Source organism: Vibrio sp. D401a, assembly GCF_030248515.1.
GTDB lineage: Bacteria > Pseudomonadota > Gammaproteobacteria > Enterobacterales > Vibrionaceae > Vibrio > Vibrio rotiferianus.
This window is the reverse complement of sequence record NZ_JAHGAI010000002.1, coordinates 52,517-68,440: the sequence shown is the minus strand read 5'-3', so window position 1 is coordinate 68,440 and position 15,924 is coordinate 52,517. Positions and strand designations below refer to the sequence as shown.

General features: G+C 44.6%; 13 protein-coding genes. 5 read left to right on the top strand and 8 right to left on the bottom strand.

The genetic code is table 11. The features are described from left to right. The first annotated feature begins 25 nt into the window (after window positions 1-25). Genes msbA through kdsB form a run of 4 tightly spaced genes read left to right on the top strand, consistent with a single transcriptional unit; the run spans window position 26 to window position 3,705 of the window. Complete coding sequence (gene msbA, locus KIV41_RS02590) at window positions 26-1,774, top strand: lipid A ABC transporter ATP-binding protein/permease MsbA (RefSeq protein ID WP_010447147.1); 1,749 nt, start codon at window positions 26-28, stop codon at window positions 1,772-1,774. Window positions 1,775-1,779: 5 nt separating this feature from the next. After that, the gene (gene lpxK / locus KIV41_RS02585; RefSeq protein ID WP_252041787.1) at window positions 1,780-2,787 is read left to right on the top strand and encodes a tetraacyldisaccharide 4'-kinase; all 1,008 of its coding nucleotides are present in this window, start codon (window positions 1,780-1,782) and stop codon (window positions 2,785-2,787) included. After that, window positions 2,768-2,947, top strand: a complete 180-nt coding sequence (locus KIV41_RS02580; protein WP_005378451.1) for a Trm112 family protein — start codon at window positions 2,768-2,770, stop codon at window positions 2,945-2,947. Before lpxK ends, KIV41_RS02580 begins: the two co-directional genes overlap by 20 nt. Next, window positions 2,947-3,705 (top strand): 3-deoxy-manno-octulosonate cytidylyltransferase, encoded by a 759-nt coding sequence (gene kdsB / locus KIV41_RS02575; RefSeq protein ID WP_252041788.1) that lies wholly within the window; start codon window positions 2,947-2,949, stop codon window positions 3,703-3,705. Before KIV41_RS02580 ends, kdsB begins: the two co-directional genes overlap by 1 nt. 82 nt (window positions 3,706-3,787) lie before the next feature. Here the strand turns inward: kdsB and KIV41_RS02570 are convergent, their stop codons facing one another. From KIV41_RS02570 to KIV41_RS02560, 3 genes are read right to left on the bottom strand one after another with little or no spacing between them, the layout of a single operon-like run. Then, complete coding sequence (locus KIV41_RS02570; protein ID WP_285335613.1) at window positions 3,788-5,347, bottom strand: SpoVR family protein; 1,560 nt, start codon at window positions 5,345-5,347, stop codon at window positions 3,788-3,790. 11 nt (window positions 5,348-5,358) lie between these two features. Next, on the bottom strand, window positions 5,359-6,630 hold the full coding sequence (locus tag KIV41_RS02565; protein ID WP_038883831.1) for a YeaH/YhbH family protein: 1,272 nt from the start codon (window positions 6,628-6,630) through the stop codon (window positions 5,359-5,361). 45 nt (window positions 6,631-6,675) lie between these two features. After that, complete coding sequence (locus tag KIV41_RS02560; protein ID WP_010447168.1) at window positions 6,676-8,610, bottom strand: PrkA family serine protein kinase; 1,935 nt, start codon at window positions 8,608-8,610, stop codon at window positions 6,676-6,678. Window positions 8,611-9,104: 494 nt separating this feature from the next. Between KIV41_RS02560 and KIV41_RS02555 the strand changes: the two genes are divergently transcribed. Next, the gene (locus KIV41_RS02555; RefSeq protein WP_285335612.1) at window positions 9,105-9,866 is read left to right on the top strand and encodes a MipA/OmpV family protein; all 762 of its coding nucleotides are present in this window, start codon (window positions 9,105-9,107) and stop codon (window positions 9,864-9,866) included. Window positions 9,867-9,917: 51 nt separating this feature from the next. Here KIV41_RS02555 and KIV41_RS02550 read toward each other — a convergent pair whose 3' ends face one another. The 5 genes from KIV41_RS02550 to pflB all read right to left on the bottom strand — a co-directional run bounded on the left by KIV41_RS02550 (window position 9,918) and on the right by pflB (window position 15,725). Further along, entirely contained in the window at window positions 9,918-10,418 is a 501-nt protein-coding gene (locus tag KIV41_RS02550) for a YfbU family protein (RefSeq protein ID WP_285335611.1), read from the bottom strand. Window positions 10,419-10,576: 158 nt separating this feature from the next. After that, window positions 10,577-11,242 (bottom strand): energy-coupling factor ABC transporter permease, encoded by a 666-nt coding sequence (locus KIV41_RS02545; protein ID WP_143692266.1) that lies wholly within the window; start codon window positions 11,240-11,242, stop codon window positions 10,577-10,579. Window positions 11,243-11,434: 192 nt separating this feature from the next. Continuing rightward, on the bottom strand, window positions 11,435-12,175 hold the full coding sequence (gene pflA / locus KIV41_RS02540; RefSeq protein WP_088881092.1) for a pyruvate formate lyase 1-activating protein: 741 nt from the start codon (window positions 12,173-12,175) through the stop codon (window positions 11,435-11,437). A 144-nt stretch (window positions 12,176-12,319) separates the two neighbouring features. Next, window positions 12,320-13,297 carry a lipid A deacylase LpxR family protein gene (locus KIV41_RS02535; protein ID WP_029560949.1) on the bottom strand — a complete coding sequence of 326 codons (978 nt, stop codon included), beginning with the start codon at window positions 13,295-13,297 and terminating at the stop codon, window positions 12,320-12,322. A 151-nt stretch (window positions 13,298-13,448) separates the two neighbouring features. Beyond that, window positions 13,449-15,725 (bottom strand): formate C-acetyltransferase, encoded by a 2,277-nt coding sequence (pflB, locus tag KIV41_RS02530; protein WP_038898170.1) that lies wholly within the window; start codon window positions 15,723-15,725, stop codon window positions 13,449-13,451. Window positions 15,726-15,924 lie beyond the last annotated feature (199 nt).

Sequence of the window (15,924 nt, the reverse complement as noted above, 5' to 3'; positions counted from 1 at the left end):
TAATCTAAGAAAATAAAGCACTTCTATGTCGATAAATACTGATGAAACGACCTGGCAGACGTTTAAGCGTCTGTGGCAATTTATTCGCCTTTACAAATCAGGACTTGCCGTAGCCGTTGTTGCATTGGTCATCAATGCCGTTTCTGATACCTATATGATTTCATTGCTTAAGCCTCTATTAGACGAAGGTTTTGGCAGCGCAGAGTCTGACTTCTTACGCACACTTCCACTTATCGTTTTTGCGATGATGTTTATTCGTGGTGTGAGTGGGTTTGTTTCCACATATTGCTTAAGCTGGGTGTCGTCGAATGTTGTGATGCATATTCGTAGAATGGTTTTTAACCATTTTATGCATATGCCGGTCTCGTATTTCGACAAAGAAAAAACGGGTAACTTGTTGTCACGCATTACTTATGATTCTGAACAAGTGTCTGCAGCAACCAGCCAAGCATTGGTGAGCATCGTACGTGAAGGTGCGAGCATCATCGGTCTTCTTGTGTTGATGTTCTACAACAGCTGGCAGCTATCATTGGTGCTGTTTGCTGTTGCTCCCGTAGTTGCTTGGGGCATTGGTGTTGTTTCTAAGCGATTCAGAAAAATTTCAAAAAACATGCAGACCATGATGGGGCACGTGACGGCTTCCGCAGAGCAAATGCTGAAAGGCCACAAAGTCGTACTTAGCTACGGTGGCCAAGATATTGAACGTCAACGTTTTGATATTGTAAGTAATCAAATGCGACAGCAAAACATGAAGTTGGTAACGGCCCAAGCGGCGGCAAACCCAATCATTCAGATGATCGCGTCTATTGCAATAGTCGTGGTGCTATACCTAGCAAGTATTGATTCAATCAAAGAGCAACTGACTCCGGGTACGTTTACTGTTGTATTCTCAGCAATGTTTGGTCTAATGCGTCCACTTAAAGCGCTAACAAACGTAACCTCACAGTTCCAACGCGGTATGGCAGCGAGCCAAACCTTGTTTGCCCTGGTAGACCTAGAGCCTGAGAAGAACGAAGGTAAGTTCACTGTAGAACGTGCGAAAGGTGATGTTGCAGTGAAAGACGTCAGTTTTACATACGAAGGTGCGGAAAAACCAGCGCTTGACAACGTGAGCTTTGATATTCCCCGTGGTAAGACGGTGGCTTTGGTTGGTCGTTCTGGCTCAGGTAAGAGTACCATTGCGAATTTGTTCAATCGTTTCTACGACGTTAGCGGTGGTTCTATAACACTTGATGACCATGACATTCGTGACTATGAACTAAAAAATTTACGTGAGCAGTTTGCTCTGGTTTCTCAAAACGTGCATTTGTTCAACGATACGATTGCAAACAACATCGCGTATGCGACGGAAGAGCAATACACTCGTGAAGATATTGAAAAAGCAGCCAAGCTTGCCCATGCAATGGAATTTATCAGCAAAATGGAAAACGGCTTGGACACCATGATTGGTGAGAACGGTGCAAGCCTTTCCGGTGGTCAGCGTCAACGTGTAGCCATTGCTCGAGCTTTATTACGTGACGCGCCAGTTCTGATTCTTGATGAGGCAACGTCTGCTCTAGATACCGAGTCTGAACGTGCAATCCAATCTGCTCTGGATGAACTACAGAAAGACAAAACTGTATTGGTGATTGCACACCGACTGTCAACGATTGAGAATGCTGATGAAATCCTAGTGGTGGATGAAGGTGCGATCGTTGAACGTGGTAACCATGCTGATTTGATTGCTAAAGACGGAGCATACGCTCAGCTTCATCGAATCCAATTTGGTGCTTAAGCGCTGTGGTTGAAAAAATCTGGTTCGAAAACCATCCCCTAAAATACCTGCTGTGGCCACTGTTGTGGCCACTGAGTCTGTTGTTTGGAGCGATTAGCAAGTCTAAACGTCAGCAATACCAATCCGGTAAAAAGCGAGCGTATAAAGCGCCTGTACCTGTCGTCGTTGTTGGAAATATTACAGCTGGTGGTAATGGCAAAACGCCTGTTGTAGTGTGGCTGGTGGAGCAATTGCAACAGCTTGGTTTTAAACCGGGAGTGGTATCTCGAGGCTATGGTGCAAAAGCACCGCATTATCCGCTCATTCTGGATGACAATACACCAGCGAAACACTGTGGTGATGAGCCGAAGCTGATTTATCGCCGCACTGGTGCACCTGTCGCCGTAGACCCGGTTCGTGCCAATGCGGTGAAAGCATTGCTTGAAACTGGCGTTGATATCATTATTACTGACGATGGCCTCCAGCATTACGCTCTAGATCGAGATATCGAGTTAGTTATCGTTGATGGTAATCGCCGCTTTGGCAATGAAAGCCTTATTCCACTTGGTCCACTTCGTGAAGGGGTAGAGCGTCTTGCTGAAGTCGACTTTATCATCACGAATGGCGGTCAAGCTCAGCAAGGCGAAATGCCAATGTCTTTAGCGCCATCAAAGGCGATAAACCTGAAGACAAAACAACAAGTTGAGGTCAGTGAATTACGTGATCTCGTTGCGTTTGCGGGGATAGGGCATCCACCACGATTTTTTAATACACTTAATGCAATGAATGCAGACGTCAAAGTGACGAAAGGCTTTGCCGATCATCAAGACTTTGACCAGCAAGAATTACAAGCATTGGCTCAACAAGGAGCCAATGTGATTATGACAGAAAAAGATGCCGTCAAATGCGACAGTTATGCGCAAGACAATTGGTGGTATCTGCCCGTTTCTGCACAGTTTGAATCAAACGATGCAGAACGAATTTTAAATCGAATAAAAGAGGTTAAAGCGACTTATGGATCACCGTCTGCTTGAGATTGTAGCTTGCCCTGTGTGCAAAGGTAAGCTGACGTACGATAAAGATAATCAAGAGTTGATCTGCAAACTGGATCGCCTTGCTTACCCAATCAAAGAAGGTATTCCTGTTCTGCTTGAGCCAGAAGCACGAACCATGAGCATGGATGAGGGACGCTAATGTCTTTTACGGTTGTCATTCCTGCGCGCTACGCGTCGAGCCGGTTACCCGGTAAGCCATTGGCGGACATTGGTGGTAAGCCAATGATCCAGTGGGTCTATGAGCAAGCGCTACAGGCGGGTGCTGAAGATGTGATTATCGCGACGGATGATGAGCGCGTATCTGTAGCGGTAGAGCAGTTTGGTGGTAAAGTTTGTATGACCTCGCCAAACCACGAGTCTGGTACTGAGCGACTAGCAGAAGTGGTAGAAAAGATGGCGATCCCTGCAGACCACATTGTGGTTAACGTTCAGGGTGATGAGCCATTGATTCCACCGTCTATTATTCGTCAAGTGGCTGACAACTTAGCGGGTTGTGATGCGCCAATGGCAACGCTTGCGGTTGAGATCGAATCGGAAGAAGAAGTCTTCAACCCGAATGCGGTAAAAGTAGTGGCGGATGAGCGTGGCTATGCTATGTACTTTAGCCGAGCAACGATTCCGTGGGATCGTGACAACTTTGCTAAACAAGACAAAACGATCGCGAACCCATTGATGCGCCACATCGGTATCTACGCTTACCGAGCGGGTTTCATTAATACTTACGTGAATTGGCAACCAAGTGCACTTGAGCAGATTGAGTGTCTGGAGCAGCTTCGCGTGCTTTGGTATGGCGAAAAGATTCACGTTGAGGTCGCAAAAGAAGCACCAGCAGCCGGTGTGGATACTCCAGAAGATTTAGAAGCGGTATGCGCCATTGTTGCTAAGCAAGCACAATAAGCTCGGTATTGTTTTCCAAATTAGAAAGGCTCCTCATCGAGGAGCCTTTTTTGTCGGTATGTTAGCTTAGATGTCGTATAGGTTAGATATTGGTATCGTACTGATTCCGTTTTGGACAAGTTGAGAGGATCTCTCTGTGTCCGGTGTCTTTCACTTCCTCGAGAATTACGTCAAAGCCCCATAAGCGATAAACATGCTTTAATACCTCGTCATAACTGCTATCAAGAGGAATTCGGTTGTGAGGAATATATTGCAGTGTTAAAGAGCGATCACCACGAACGTCAACGTTAAAGACTTGAATATTGGGCTCCAGATTTGCCAAGTTATATTGCGCAGCGAGGGTTTCCCTAATGCGTTTGTAACCCATTTCATCATGAATAGCGGCAACTTCGATGAAGTTTTTCCGGTCATCATCATTAATCGCAAAGAGCTTAAAGTCGCGCATGAGCTTCGGTGACAAGTATTGGCTAATAAAGCTCTCGTCCTTAAAGTTATGCATGGCAAAGTGAACCGCATTTAACCAGTCTGTTCCTGCCAATTCTGGGAACCACTCTTTGTCTTCGTCTGTCGGCTCTTCACAGATGCGTTTGATATCTCGAAACATCGCAAAACCAAGTGCATAAGGGTTGATACCGTTGAAGTAAGGGCTATTGTATGGCGGTTGTGCGACCACGCTTGTATGGCTGTGTAGAAACTCGAGAATGAACCTCTCAGAAACCAAACCTTCATCATAGAGATGATTGAGAATGGTATAGTGCCAGAACGTTGCCCAGCCTTCGTTCATTACTTGAGTTTGTTTCTGTGGATAAAAGTATTGGCTTACCTTACGCACGATACGAACAATCTCACGTTGCCAAGGCTCAAGCAATGGAGCGTGTTTTTCAAAGAAGTAGAGCAGGTTCTCTTGGGGTTCACTAGGGAAGCGGACCTTCATGTCTTCTTCTTTGGTTTTGGATTGTGGCACTGTACGCCAAAGTTCGTTAACCTGAGATTGCAGGTAAGCTTCACGCTCTTCCTGGCGAGCTTTCTCCTCATTGATCGAAATCTTTTCCGGACGTTTGTAGCGGTCTACACCAAAGTTCATGAGTGCATGGCAAGAATCGAGCAATTGTTCGACTTCGTGCACGCCATATCGCTCTTCACATTCCGCAATATAATTCTTTGCGAACAGAAGATAATCAATGATCGAACTTGCATCGGTCCAAGTTTGGAACAGGTAATTGCCTTTAAAGAACGAGTTGTGCCCATAACATGCGTGAGCGATAACAAGCGCCTGCATGGTGATGGTGTTCTCTTCCATCAAGTAGGCAATACATGGGTTGGAGTTAATGACGATCTCGTAAGCCAACCCCATCTGACCGTGCTTATAGTTCTGCTCTGTTTGTATGAACTTTTTACCAAACGACCAGTGATTGTAGTTGATGGGCATACCGATACTTGAGTATGCGTCCATCATTTGCTCTGAGGTAATCACCTCAATTTGGTTAGGGTAGGTATCGAGACGGTAATGCTCCGCGACACGCTTGATCTCTTTGTGGTAACGCTCAAGCAGCTCAAAGGTCCAGTCTGGACCATCTGGCAGCATATTCTCTCTGCGCTTCTTCAAGGCTTTCCCCGAAAGGTTTGTTGTTGCAGTGTTCATTGCCCACCTCCTTACGCCGTTTCTTTTTTGAATAGTTCACGAAAGACTGGGAAGATATCCTCCACAGAGCGGATATTTTTCATGGCGAAGTTTGGAAATTCTTCTGAAAGTTTTTCATATTCATGCCACAGCGTTTGGTGCGAGCGTCGTGTGATTTCAATGTATGAGTAATACTGACAATTCGGAAGCAATTTATTCACAAGTAAATCACGGCAACGAGGCGAGTCATCAGCCCAGTTATCACCGTCAGATGCCTGGGCAGCATAGATGTTCCATTGGCCCACGGGATAGCGGTCTTGGACGATCTCGTTCATCAACTTGAGCGCGCTCGAAACAATCGTGCCCCCCGTTTCTTGCGAATAGAAGAACTCGTGCTCATCGACTTCTTTCGCTTGGGTGTGGTGACGAATGAAGACGACTTCAACGTTCTCGTAGGTACGTGTTAAGAACAGGTACAGAAGCACGTAGAAGCGCTTTGCAATATCTTTGGTGGCTTGGTCCATAGAACCGGACACATCCATCAGACAGAACATCACTGCTTGGCTCGACGGAACAGGGCGTTTCTCATAGTTCTTAAAACGTAAGTCGAAAGTGTCAATGAAGGGTACGCTTTCTATTTTCTTGCGCAGATCCTCAATTTCTTTCTTAAGACGATTTTCTTCAAGCTGTTGAGCTGGCTCGATGTTTTTGATTCGGACAAGCTCTTCTTCTAATTCATGAAGAAGGCGTTTCTTACCTGCTGTCATGGCGGTGCGACGTGCCAACGACTGTTGCAGTGAACGAACAACGGCAATGTTGGATGGAATACCTGCCGTTTGATAACCAGCTCGGTGTGTTTTCCATTCTGTGATTTTGGCAATTTGGTTTTTCTCAAGATTCGGTAGCTCTAAATCTTCAAACAAGATATCGAGGTATTCATCTTTTGAAATTTGAAAAACGAACTCATCTTGGCCTTCGCCGTCAGGGCTGGCATTGCCTTCACCAGCACCGCCGCCTTGGCCACCGCCTTTCGGGCGTTCGATCTTGTCACCAGTGATAAATTGGTCGTTACCAGGGTGTACGCGGTCGCGCACGCCTCCTTTACCCTGATGAAACATAGGTTCATTGATGTCTTTGTGCGGTATAGAGACGTCTTCGCCCGTTTCCGTGTTCGTGATCGAGCGTCGATTCACTGCGTCAGCTACCGACTCTTTAATCTGCTCTCTATGACGCTTCAAGAAGCGCTGTCGATTAACAGCGCTCTTGTTTTTGCCATTGAGCCTTCGGTCTATAAATTGCGCCATGAAATAGCCCTCTTCATGTTTCACAAGCGACCTAACTCAAACTAGTTAGGATGACTTACGTACTCGTAGGTACCACTCAGAAAGTAGGCGAACCTGTTTCTCGGTATAGCCTTTTTCCATCATGCGAGCGACAAAGTCGTCGTGCTTCTTCTGATCTTCAGAAGAGGTTTTCGCATTGAACGAGATAACCGGAAGTAGCTCTTCAGTATTGGAGAACATTTTTTTCTCGATTACCGTGCGCAGTTTTTCGTAGCTGGTCCAAACTGGGTTTTGACCATTGTTATTGGCTTTCGCACGAAGCACAAAGTTGACGATTTCATTTCGGAAATCTTTAGGGTTAGAGATGCCAGCCGTTTTCTCGATCTTCTCTAGTTCTGCGTTTAAAGATGCTCGGTCGAATAGCTGACCAGTTTCTGGGTCACGGTACTCTTGGTCTTGAATCCAAAAGTCGGCATAAGTGACGTAGCGGTCGAAGATGTTTTGACCATACTCAGAGTAGGACTCGAGGTATGCAGTCTGAACTTCTTTACCAATGAACTCTACATAACGAGGTACTAGATAGCCCTTCAAGAATTCAAGGTATTTCTCAGCAATTTCAGAAGGGAATTGCTCACGCTCTACTTGCTGTTCAATTACATAGAATAGGTGAACAGGGTTCGCTGCTACTTCTGTTTGGTCGAAGTTGAATACGCGAGACAAGATCTTAAATGCAAAACGGGTTGATAGACCGTTCATTCCTTCATCAACACCTGCATAGTCACGGTATTCTTGATAACTCTTCGCTTTTGGATCGGTGTCTTTCAGCGTTTCGCCATCGTATACACGCATTTTCGAGAAGATGGATGAGTTTTCAGGGTCTTTCAGTCGTGAAAGAATACTGAATTGAGCAAGAGTTTCGAGTGTGCTTGGTGAACAAGGTGCTTTAGACAGTTCACTGTTTTCAAGCAGTTTCTGGTAGATCTTCACTTCTTCCGACACTCGTAGACAGTAAGGCACTTTCACAATGTAAACACGGTCCAAGAACGCTTCGTTGTTCTTGTTATTGCGGAAGGTTTGCCACTCAGATTCATTTGAGTGCGCCAGAATCATACCGTCGAATGGAATCGCCGATAGACCTTCAGTTCCGTTGAAGTTGCCTTCCTGAGTCGCAGTCAAGAGTGGGTGTAGCACCTTGATTGGCGCCTTGAACATCTCAACGAACTCCATTAAGCCTTGGTTCGCTTTACATAGCGCGCCAGAGTAGCTGTAGGCATCTGGGTCATCTTGTGAGTAATGCTCTAACTGACGAATATCGACCTTACCAACTAGGGACGAAATGTCTTGATTGTTTTCATCACCCGGTTCGGTTTTCGCGATACCAACTTGATCCAAGATGGATGGACGCACCTTGAGTACTTTAAACTTGGTGATGTCCCCGCCAAAGTCGTGTAAACGCTTTGCAGCCCAAGGAGACATGATTGACCGCAAGTACCGATGTTCAATGCCATATTCTTTTTTCAGAATCTCCCCATCTTCAACTGGATTAAATAGACAGAAGGGATGGTCGTTTACTGGGCTTCGTTCGCCATTTGCGCTCAAAACATAAATAGGCATTTTTTCCATCAATGCTTTCAGTTTTTCGGCAAGAGATGACTTACCACCACCGACAGGGCCGAGTAGGTATAGGATTTGTTTGCGTTCTTCCAGACCTTGTGCAGCATGTTTGAGATAAGAAACAATCTGCTCAATCGCATCTTCCATGCCATAGAAGTCTTTGAAGGTTTCATAACGCGAGATGACACGGTTAGAGAAGATACGGCTCAATCTTGGATCTTGGGCAGTATCAATGACTTCTGGCTCTCCGATAGCCAAAAGCAGGCGTTCTGCAGCATTAGCGTAAGCGCTTTTGTCGTCTTTACACAGGGCTAAGAAATCCTGTAACGACATCTCTTCATCTTTTGCAGCTTCATATCTTGATTGATAGTGGTCGAAAATACTCATGTCGCTTTCCCCTTTAACTAGTCAGTCTACCGACGAACGTTGACGCAGGCTTACCCAACCTTGATATGCCCTTCGTTGTATGAAGTTATACGTCCTGTTATCACGTTTGGTTTGTACTGAAAGCAAGCTAGACAAGACCAAAGACTTTGCTTTATGGACACTTTTTCACTGCAACGAAGAACGATGGATAAGTTCCTTTCAATCACTCCCTTTCTCCTTCTAAGCCTAGTCGGGGATTTCCAATTTTGCTTAACAATTATGAATTTATTGCAAAATTGACACTTGAATCACGAACACGATAAATGTCTATTCACTAGATCAATAAGAGCGGCAAGACAAAAACAATACGTTGACTAGTAGTTAGTCATAGAACGAGCACTTGGTTGATTTTGTGATTGAAGGCTGAACATTTTTGTAGCAAAAGCGCAAATTGATTTTATGTACGCCGTGCGGTAATCTTGTATTGGTAATGTGAATGTATTTTTGAGGATGGTATGGTTAAAAGGTTATCGATTGGTTGTGTTTGGTTCTTATTGGCTAGTTCCGGATGGGCACAAGCGTCTCAGTGGTCATTTGGTGCGGCTGCATCATACTCACCTGCTGTCTATAAAGATACACCATCAAACCAGATAGTTATTCCAGTTATTGGCTATGAAAGTGACCGATTTTTTATGCGTGGTTTTAGTGCCGGATATCGACTTTTCCCAGCAAGATCCGCGCAAAATATTATTTTCCGATTGGTTTATGACCCTCGCACTTTGAAGCCTCAGGATTCAGGTGATGTTGGAATCCAACAGATGGATAAGAGAAAATCGACGGTTTTGGGCGGGGTTAGTTATCAACTTATTACGCTGGCAGGGTTACTCGAAGCCACAGTTGGGAGCGATGTTGGTTTTGTCCACAATGGATTGTATGCAGAAGCTGCATGGCGACTGCCAATTAGACAGAGGGGATGGACGGTCATTCCTTCAGTAGGTTATGCCTATAACAGTTCACGGCTCAATGAGCACTTATATGGCGTAAGTAAAGAAGAAGCAGTAAGAGCGCAGGCTGTGGGATCTACGATTTCTGAGTTTAATGCTGGCTGGGACGGTCAGTACTTTATCGGATTATCAGGTTTTATGAATTTGACCAACCATTTACGCGTGACAGGAGGGGTGAGGTACACAAACTATGAAGGAAACATAGAGAAGAGCCCTTTGATTGAAAGCGGTATTCATACCTCTGCAAATGTTGGTGTCACTTATTCTTTTTAAGGAAATAAAAAGGTTAAGAAAAGATAAGGGGGGAACTCCCCCCCCTTTGTACTAGGCGTTAAAGACTTGCGCCAGTTCGTTTGCACACAAGTGGTATTGACGAGGACAGTTACGCCATGTTTTTAACATACGGCGGTACTTTTCTAGCATTGGCATTTGGCTATTGAAGTGATGATCTGCTTTATCAAATTGAGGGTAAAGTCCTTCTGAATCCACTAGGAAGCGTACGTAATGCACTTGTTGTGCTTCCGTTGCGATATCAAAGCCAAGAAATTGAAGACGACGTTGATCTACATTACTACGCTCTTCATCATCCAGCATTTTGTGCGACTCTTGCATTGCATGGTACATCTCCATAATGTCGATGATTTCACGACATTCAGTTTCAGTGATGCAGCCAAAATCTTTGTTCAACTCGCGCATTTGCAGCTCGTAACCACGTTCTACAATGGTTTGTAGACGCTTGTATTTAGCCGCGTTGTTAGGGTCAAGCTGAGACATTAGGTTGTACTGGTTTGATAGGATCAAACGTTGAGCGTTTGACATTTCCATGGTGACCTCACTAAATAATCTAATACATTTTTAATGTGCTTAGGTTAACGTTTCGGACGAAGGTGAAACATGATCTCAACACATATTTAATATGAAAAATGGCAAGAATTATCGATTCTAGCCAGTTTACAAACACCGTATTAACGAGTGATTACAGCTTATTTATGGTAATGGTTGTATATGTAATCTCGGTCTGAGAATACCCTAAGCCATTCAGGTTTGAAAACCGTCAACACAGCCAGTGACATTCCGTTGAGAAGCCCTTCAGGGAAGGCAAGCAGTGGGACAAAAATGAAATAATTGTGCTGGATAGTTTGCCACTCGTAATGACCCATAGAAAGATGATAAAAAGAGTTTATCAGTAGGTGGAGACTGCCAGTAAGAGCGCCATTGAAAAAACCAGCGACAAAGATGAAGACAAATATGTTTCGAGGAAGGTATTGATAGCTAAGTAGAAAAATGAAGTAGCTAATTAGTATTGGCGCCAATGCTGAAAGTACAAGCGTACTCGGTAACATCGATAGTGGTATGCCATGAATCAGGTGATTAATAAACATGGCAGGAATACAGAGCAAAAATGCCATGCGCCAGCCATACATCATGGTGAGTGTGGTGAGAGCGAGAAAATGTATCTGTAGGCCTTCCTTTATGCCTGCTTGTGCAGACCATAAAACACTTAGAATGAAGAGAGTCGCAAAGACTAAGTGTTGAAATGGCTTTTCTTGTTCCATTTTAGGCCAAACGACTTTTCGCCAATCGGGTAGACAATAAACGACAGCGACCCAGCAAACAATGATGACCGAAACGAAATTAAACCAATCCATGTGTTGTCCCAACGCTTTTCCAGTGAACTTTACTTACTGTTTAATATTCCTAATACGCCTAACATGAGTTGGATAGGGCACAAAATCTGTTAGTTATTTCGACTAGTTTGTACGACACATATGCCGACGTATAGGTAAAAAAATACCAGCAAGTTGCTGGTATTTTTAATCAATTCAATAACCTGATATGACTTAGTATTTCACATTTGAGTGATATTGGGAAAGGATTGACTGGATTTCATCCATTGTCTCTTTTGATGGAGGATTTACACCCTCAAGTGGGTATTCAATGCCCAACGCTTCCCATTTATGTGCACCAAGTTTGTGGTAAGGAAGAAGCTCTACCTTCTCAATATTGTCCATATCTTTAATGAACTCGCCCAGCATGTGTGCTGCTTCTGGTTCGTCTGTGTAGCCAGGAACCACTACATAACGAATCCAAGTCTTTTGACCAATCTTATGTAGGTAACGAGCAAAGTCTAAAACACGACGGTTAGACACACCGATAAAATCTTGGTGGATCTCATCTTTCATGTGTTTTAGGTCAAGCATGACTAAGTCTGTCGCATCCAGTACTTCATCGATAACGTCAGTATGCTTGCGAATGTAGCCGTTTGTATCCAAACACGTGTGGATCCCTTCGGCTTGAGCAGCTCGGAAGAAATCACGCACGAACTCTGGTTGAAGCATTGCTTCGCCACCAGAGCAAGTAATGCCACCACCTGATGCGTTCATGAAATGACGGTAGGTTTTTGCTTCAGAAATAATTTCATCAACCGTCACTTCTTTACCATCATGAGTATCCCATGTATCACGGTTATGGCAATACTTACAGCGCATTAAGCAACCTTGCAAGAAGACGATAAAACGAATACCAGGTCCGTCTACGGTACCACATGACTCAAATGAGTGAATACGACCAGTTGTTGACATCTTTTGCTCTCATTTTTAAAAAATTCTGACCGTTATTTTATTACAAATTGAAGGGTTAAAACAGTCTAAGAGGGCTTTCGATAGCTATATAGTGGGGAAAGAAAGCGGCGAAAGAATGCACTCACGCCGCATCTAGAGTTTTATTTAGAAGAAGGCGAATAAGGAGAGAGAACCGGTGCCATAAACGTCGGTTTGAGCTTCTTTGTAATCAGGTGTTTTTACCGTGAACGTTAAGCTTGCGCCATAGTTTTGATTGTACCAAGTCGCGCCAGCAACCGCGCTAGCTTGCCAGTTCTGTAACGTTACATCATATTGTTCAGAGGGCTCTGGAAGAGCAGAACGGTCACCTTCAATGGTAATGTCATTGAAACGGTAGCGACCTTCGAATCCGGTAAACAAGAACCAGCTAGAGGTGCTTTTGGCCAGCATACTTGCGTGGAATGGGCTTTCAACACTGATATTCGCGGCGCCAATGCTGTTGCCTAGGTTTGTGCCCCAACGGAACATTACACCTTGAGATACATCGCTGCGGAAATTACCCGCGTTAATGTCGTTTACATTGGTGATCTCCCACTGTGTGCTTTCACCTTCACTGCGCATCAGTTTGTTGAATGCACGGTAGCCAACGCTAAAAGCAATTTCGTCATCGATTTGATACTCCCAGCCTTGAGGATCTGTTGAGCCTGTAATGCCGTGAACGATTTGTTGTGCTTTCTCAGACAGTGAGCTTTCACCTGTTGCGCCAATAGTAAAGTTATAGCGAACCGCTTGGTCAGGGGTGAGTGAGATATAGTTGATTTCAGTATGCAAGTAACCGGCGTAAGGGCGATCATTAATGAGAGGGTAGTCAGCTTCAATGTCACTTGGAGTATACATTTTGTGGCCGAGCACGATTTCAATCTTGTCTACGTTATTTTGGCTGTTGTCATTTAGTGTGAGCCACTTCCACTCTGAGTCTTCACGCAGCTTTTCGGTAGCGTACGAGAGGAATAGACCGTTGGTATAGTCTTGGTCCACACCAAATATTCCGTCGTTATCTAGCGTGAAGGAAACTGTGGATTTAGAAGAAGCGAAGGCAGGAGAAGCTATCAAAGCCACAATGATATATTTATTAAGTTTCATAGGCGTTTTTGTGAGGATTTTCCGCATCATACTCAAGTTATGCTAGAAAATCTCAGGGTGGGTCACAACTTCGAACCAAGATAATAAAAAAGGCTGACGCATTGCTGCGTCAGCCTTTCAGTTATCACTCAAAGTGCTACTTCAATGAGTCTTATAGAGACTCAGTGAATGTACGTGCGATTACGTCAGCTTGTTGCTCTGCAGTTAGAGAGTTGAAGCGTACAGCGTAACCAGATACACGGATTGTTAGCTGAGGGTATTTCTCTGGGTGCTTAACAGCGTCTTCTAGAGTTTCGCGGTTAAGTACGTTCACGTTAAGGTGTTGACCACCTTCAATGCCAGATTCGTGGTGGAAGTAACCATCCATTAGACCAGCTAGGTTAGCGCGTTGTGAACCTTCATCTTTACCTAGAGCGTTAGGTACGATAGAGAACGTGTAAGAGATACCATCTTTAGCGTGAGCAAACGGTAGTTTACCTACAGACGTTAGAGACGCTACAGCACCTTTTTCGTCACGACCATGCATTGGGTTAGCACCTGGTGCGAAAGGAGCACCTGCGCGACGACCGTCAGGCGTGTTACCAGTCTTCTTACCGTATACCACGTTTGAAGTGATAGTTAGGATAGACTGAGTTGGGATTGCATCACGGTAAGTCTTAAGCTGACGAATCTTGTTCATGAATACTTCAACAAGTTCACAAGCGATATCATCTACGCGAGCATCGTTGTTACCGAATTTAGGGTAGTCGCCTTCGATTTCGAAGTCGATTGCTACGCCATCTTCGTCACGAACTGGTTTAACTTTCGCGAATTTGATTGCAGATAGTGAGTCAGCAGCAACAGATAGACCAGCGATACCACAAGCCATGGTACGACGTACGTCACGGTCATGTAGAGCCATTAGTGCAGCTTCGTAGCTGTACTTGTCGTGCATGAAGTGGATGCTGTTTAGTGCAGTCACGTACTGCTTAGCTAGCCAATCCATGAAGTGGTCTAGTTTGCCCCATACATCGTCGAAGTCTAGAACTTCGTCAGTGATCTTAGGCATTTGAGGACCAACTTGGATCTTCAGTTTCTCATCCACACCGCCGTTGATAACGTATAGAAGAGTCTTAGCTAGGTTAGCGCGAGCGCCGAAGAACTGCATGTGTTTACCAATGATCATTGGAGATACACAACATGCGATTGCGTAGTCATCAGACTCGAAGTCTGGACGCATTAGGTCATCGTTCTCGTACTGGATTGATGAAGTATCGATAGATACTTTCGCACAGAACTTCTTGAAGCCTTCAGGTAGCTGCTCAGACCAAAGAACAGTGATGTTTGGCTCTGGAGAAGGACCCATTGTGTATAGAGAGTTTAGGAAACGGAAGTTTGAACGCGTAACTAGCGTACGACCGTCAAGACCCATACCACCCATAGACTCTGTTGCCCAGATTGGGTCGCCAGAGAATAGATCATCGTACTCAGGAGTACGTAGGAAGCGAACCATACGTAGTTTCATTACGAAGTGGTCGATCATTTCCTGTGCGTCAACTTCAGTGATCTTACCTTCAGCGATATCACGTTCGATGTAGATATCTAGGAAAGTAGAAGTACGACCTAGAGACATTGCTGCGCCGTTTTGAGATTTAACAGCTGCTAGGTAACCGAAGTAAGTCCACTGGATAGCTTCTTGTGCAGTTTCAGCTGGACGAGAGATGTCACAGCCGTATTTAGCAGCCATAACTTTCATTTGACCAAGTGCACGGTGCTGCTCAGCAATCTCTTCGCGAAGCTGCATAGTCATCTGTAGATCTTCACCGTTCTCAAAACGCTCTTGTAGAGACTTGAATTGAGCTAGCTTGTCTTGCATTAGACGGTCGATACCGTATAGAGCAACACGACGGTAGTCACCGATAATACGACCACGACCGTACGCATCTGGAAGACCAGTTAGAACGCCTGATTTACGACATGCTAGGATATCTGGAGTGTAGATATCGAATACGCCAGCGTTGTGCGTTTTACGGTATTCTGTGAAGATTTTCTTAACTTGTGGGTCAAGCTCGCGATCGTAAGCTTTGCAAGAACCTTCAACCATACGGATACCACCGTTAGGGATGATTGCACGCTTAAGAGGAGCTTCAGTTTGTAGACCTACGATAGTTTCTAGGTCTTTTTCGATGTAGCCTGCATCGTGAGCAGTGATGGTAGAGATAACTGAAGTATCGAAATCAACAGGAGCGTGAGTCGCGTTCTCTTGTTTGATACCTTCCATTACCTTAGCCCAAAGCTTGTTAGTCGCTTCAGTACCTTCAGAAACTAGGAAAGATTCGTCGCCTTCGTACGGAGTGTAGTTCTTCTGAATGAAATCACGAACGTTTACTTCGTTTTGCCAGTCGCCTGCAGCAAAACCTTCCCAAGCTTTAGCAAATTGCTCTGCCATGACATACCTACCTTTGTAGTAGAAAAAAATACGTACTGGTTCGCCGTTGAGCCAGCTATCTCCACTGTTAGATGGAGAACAGTACACTCTTAATGAATAACAATATGTATAGTCTTAAATAAGAAAATGTGGGTCATAAAACTATAAATATTGTCACTGCTAACAATGTGGGTTCTTCCCAACCACAATTCAAGGCTAC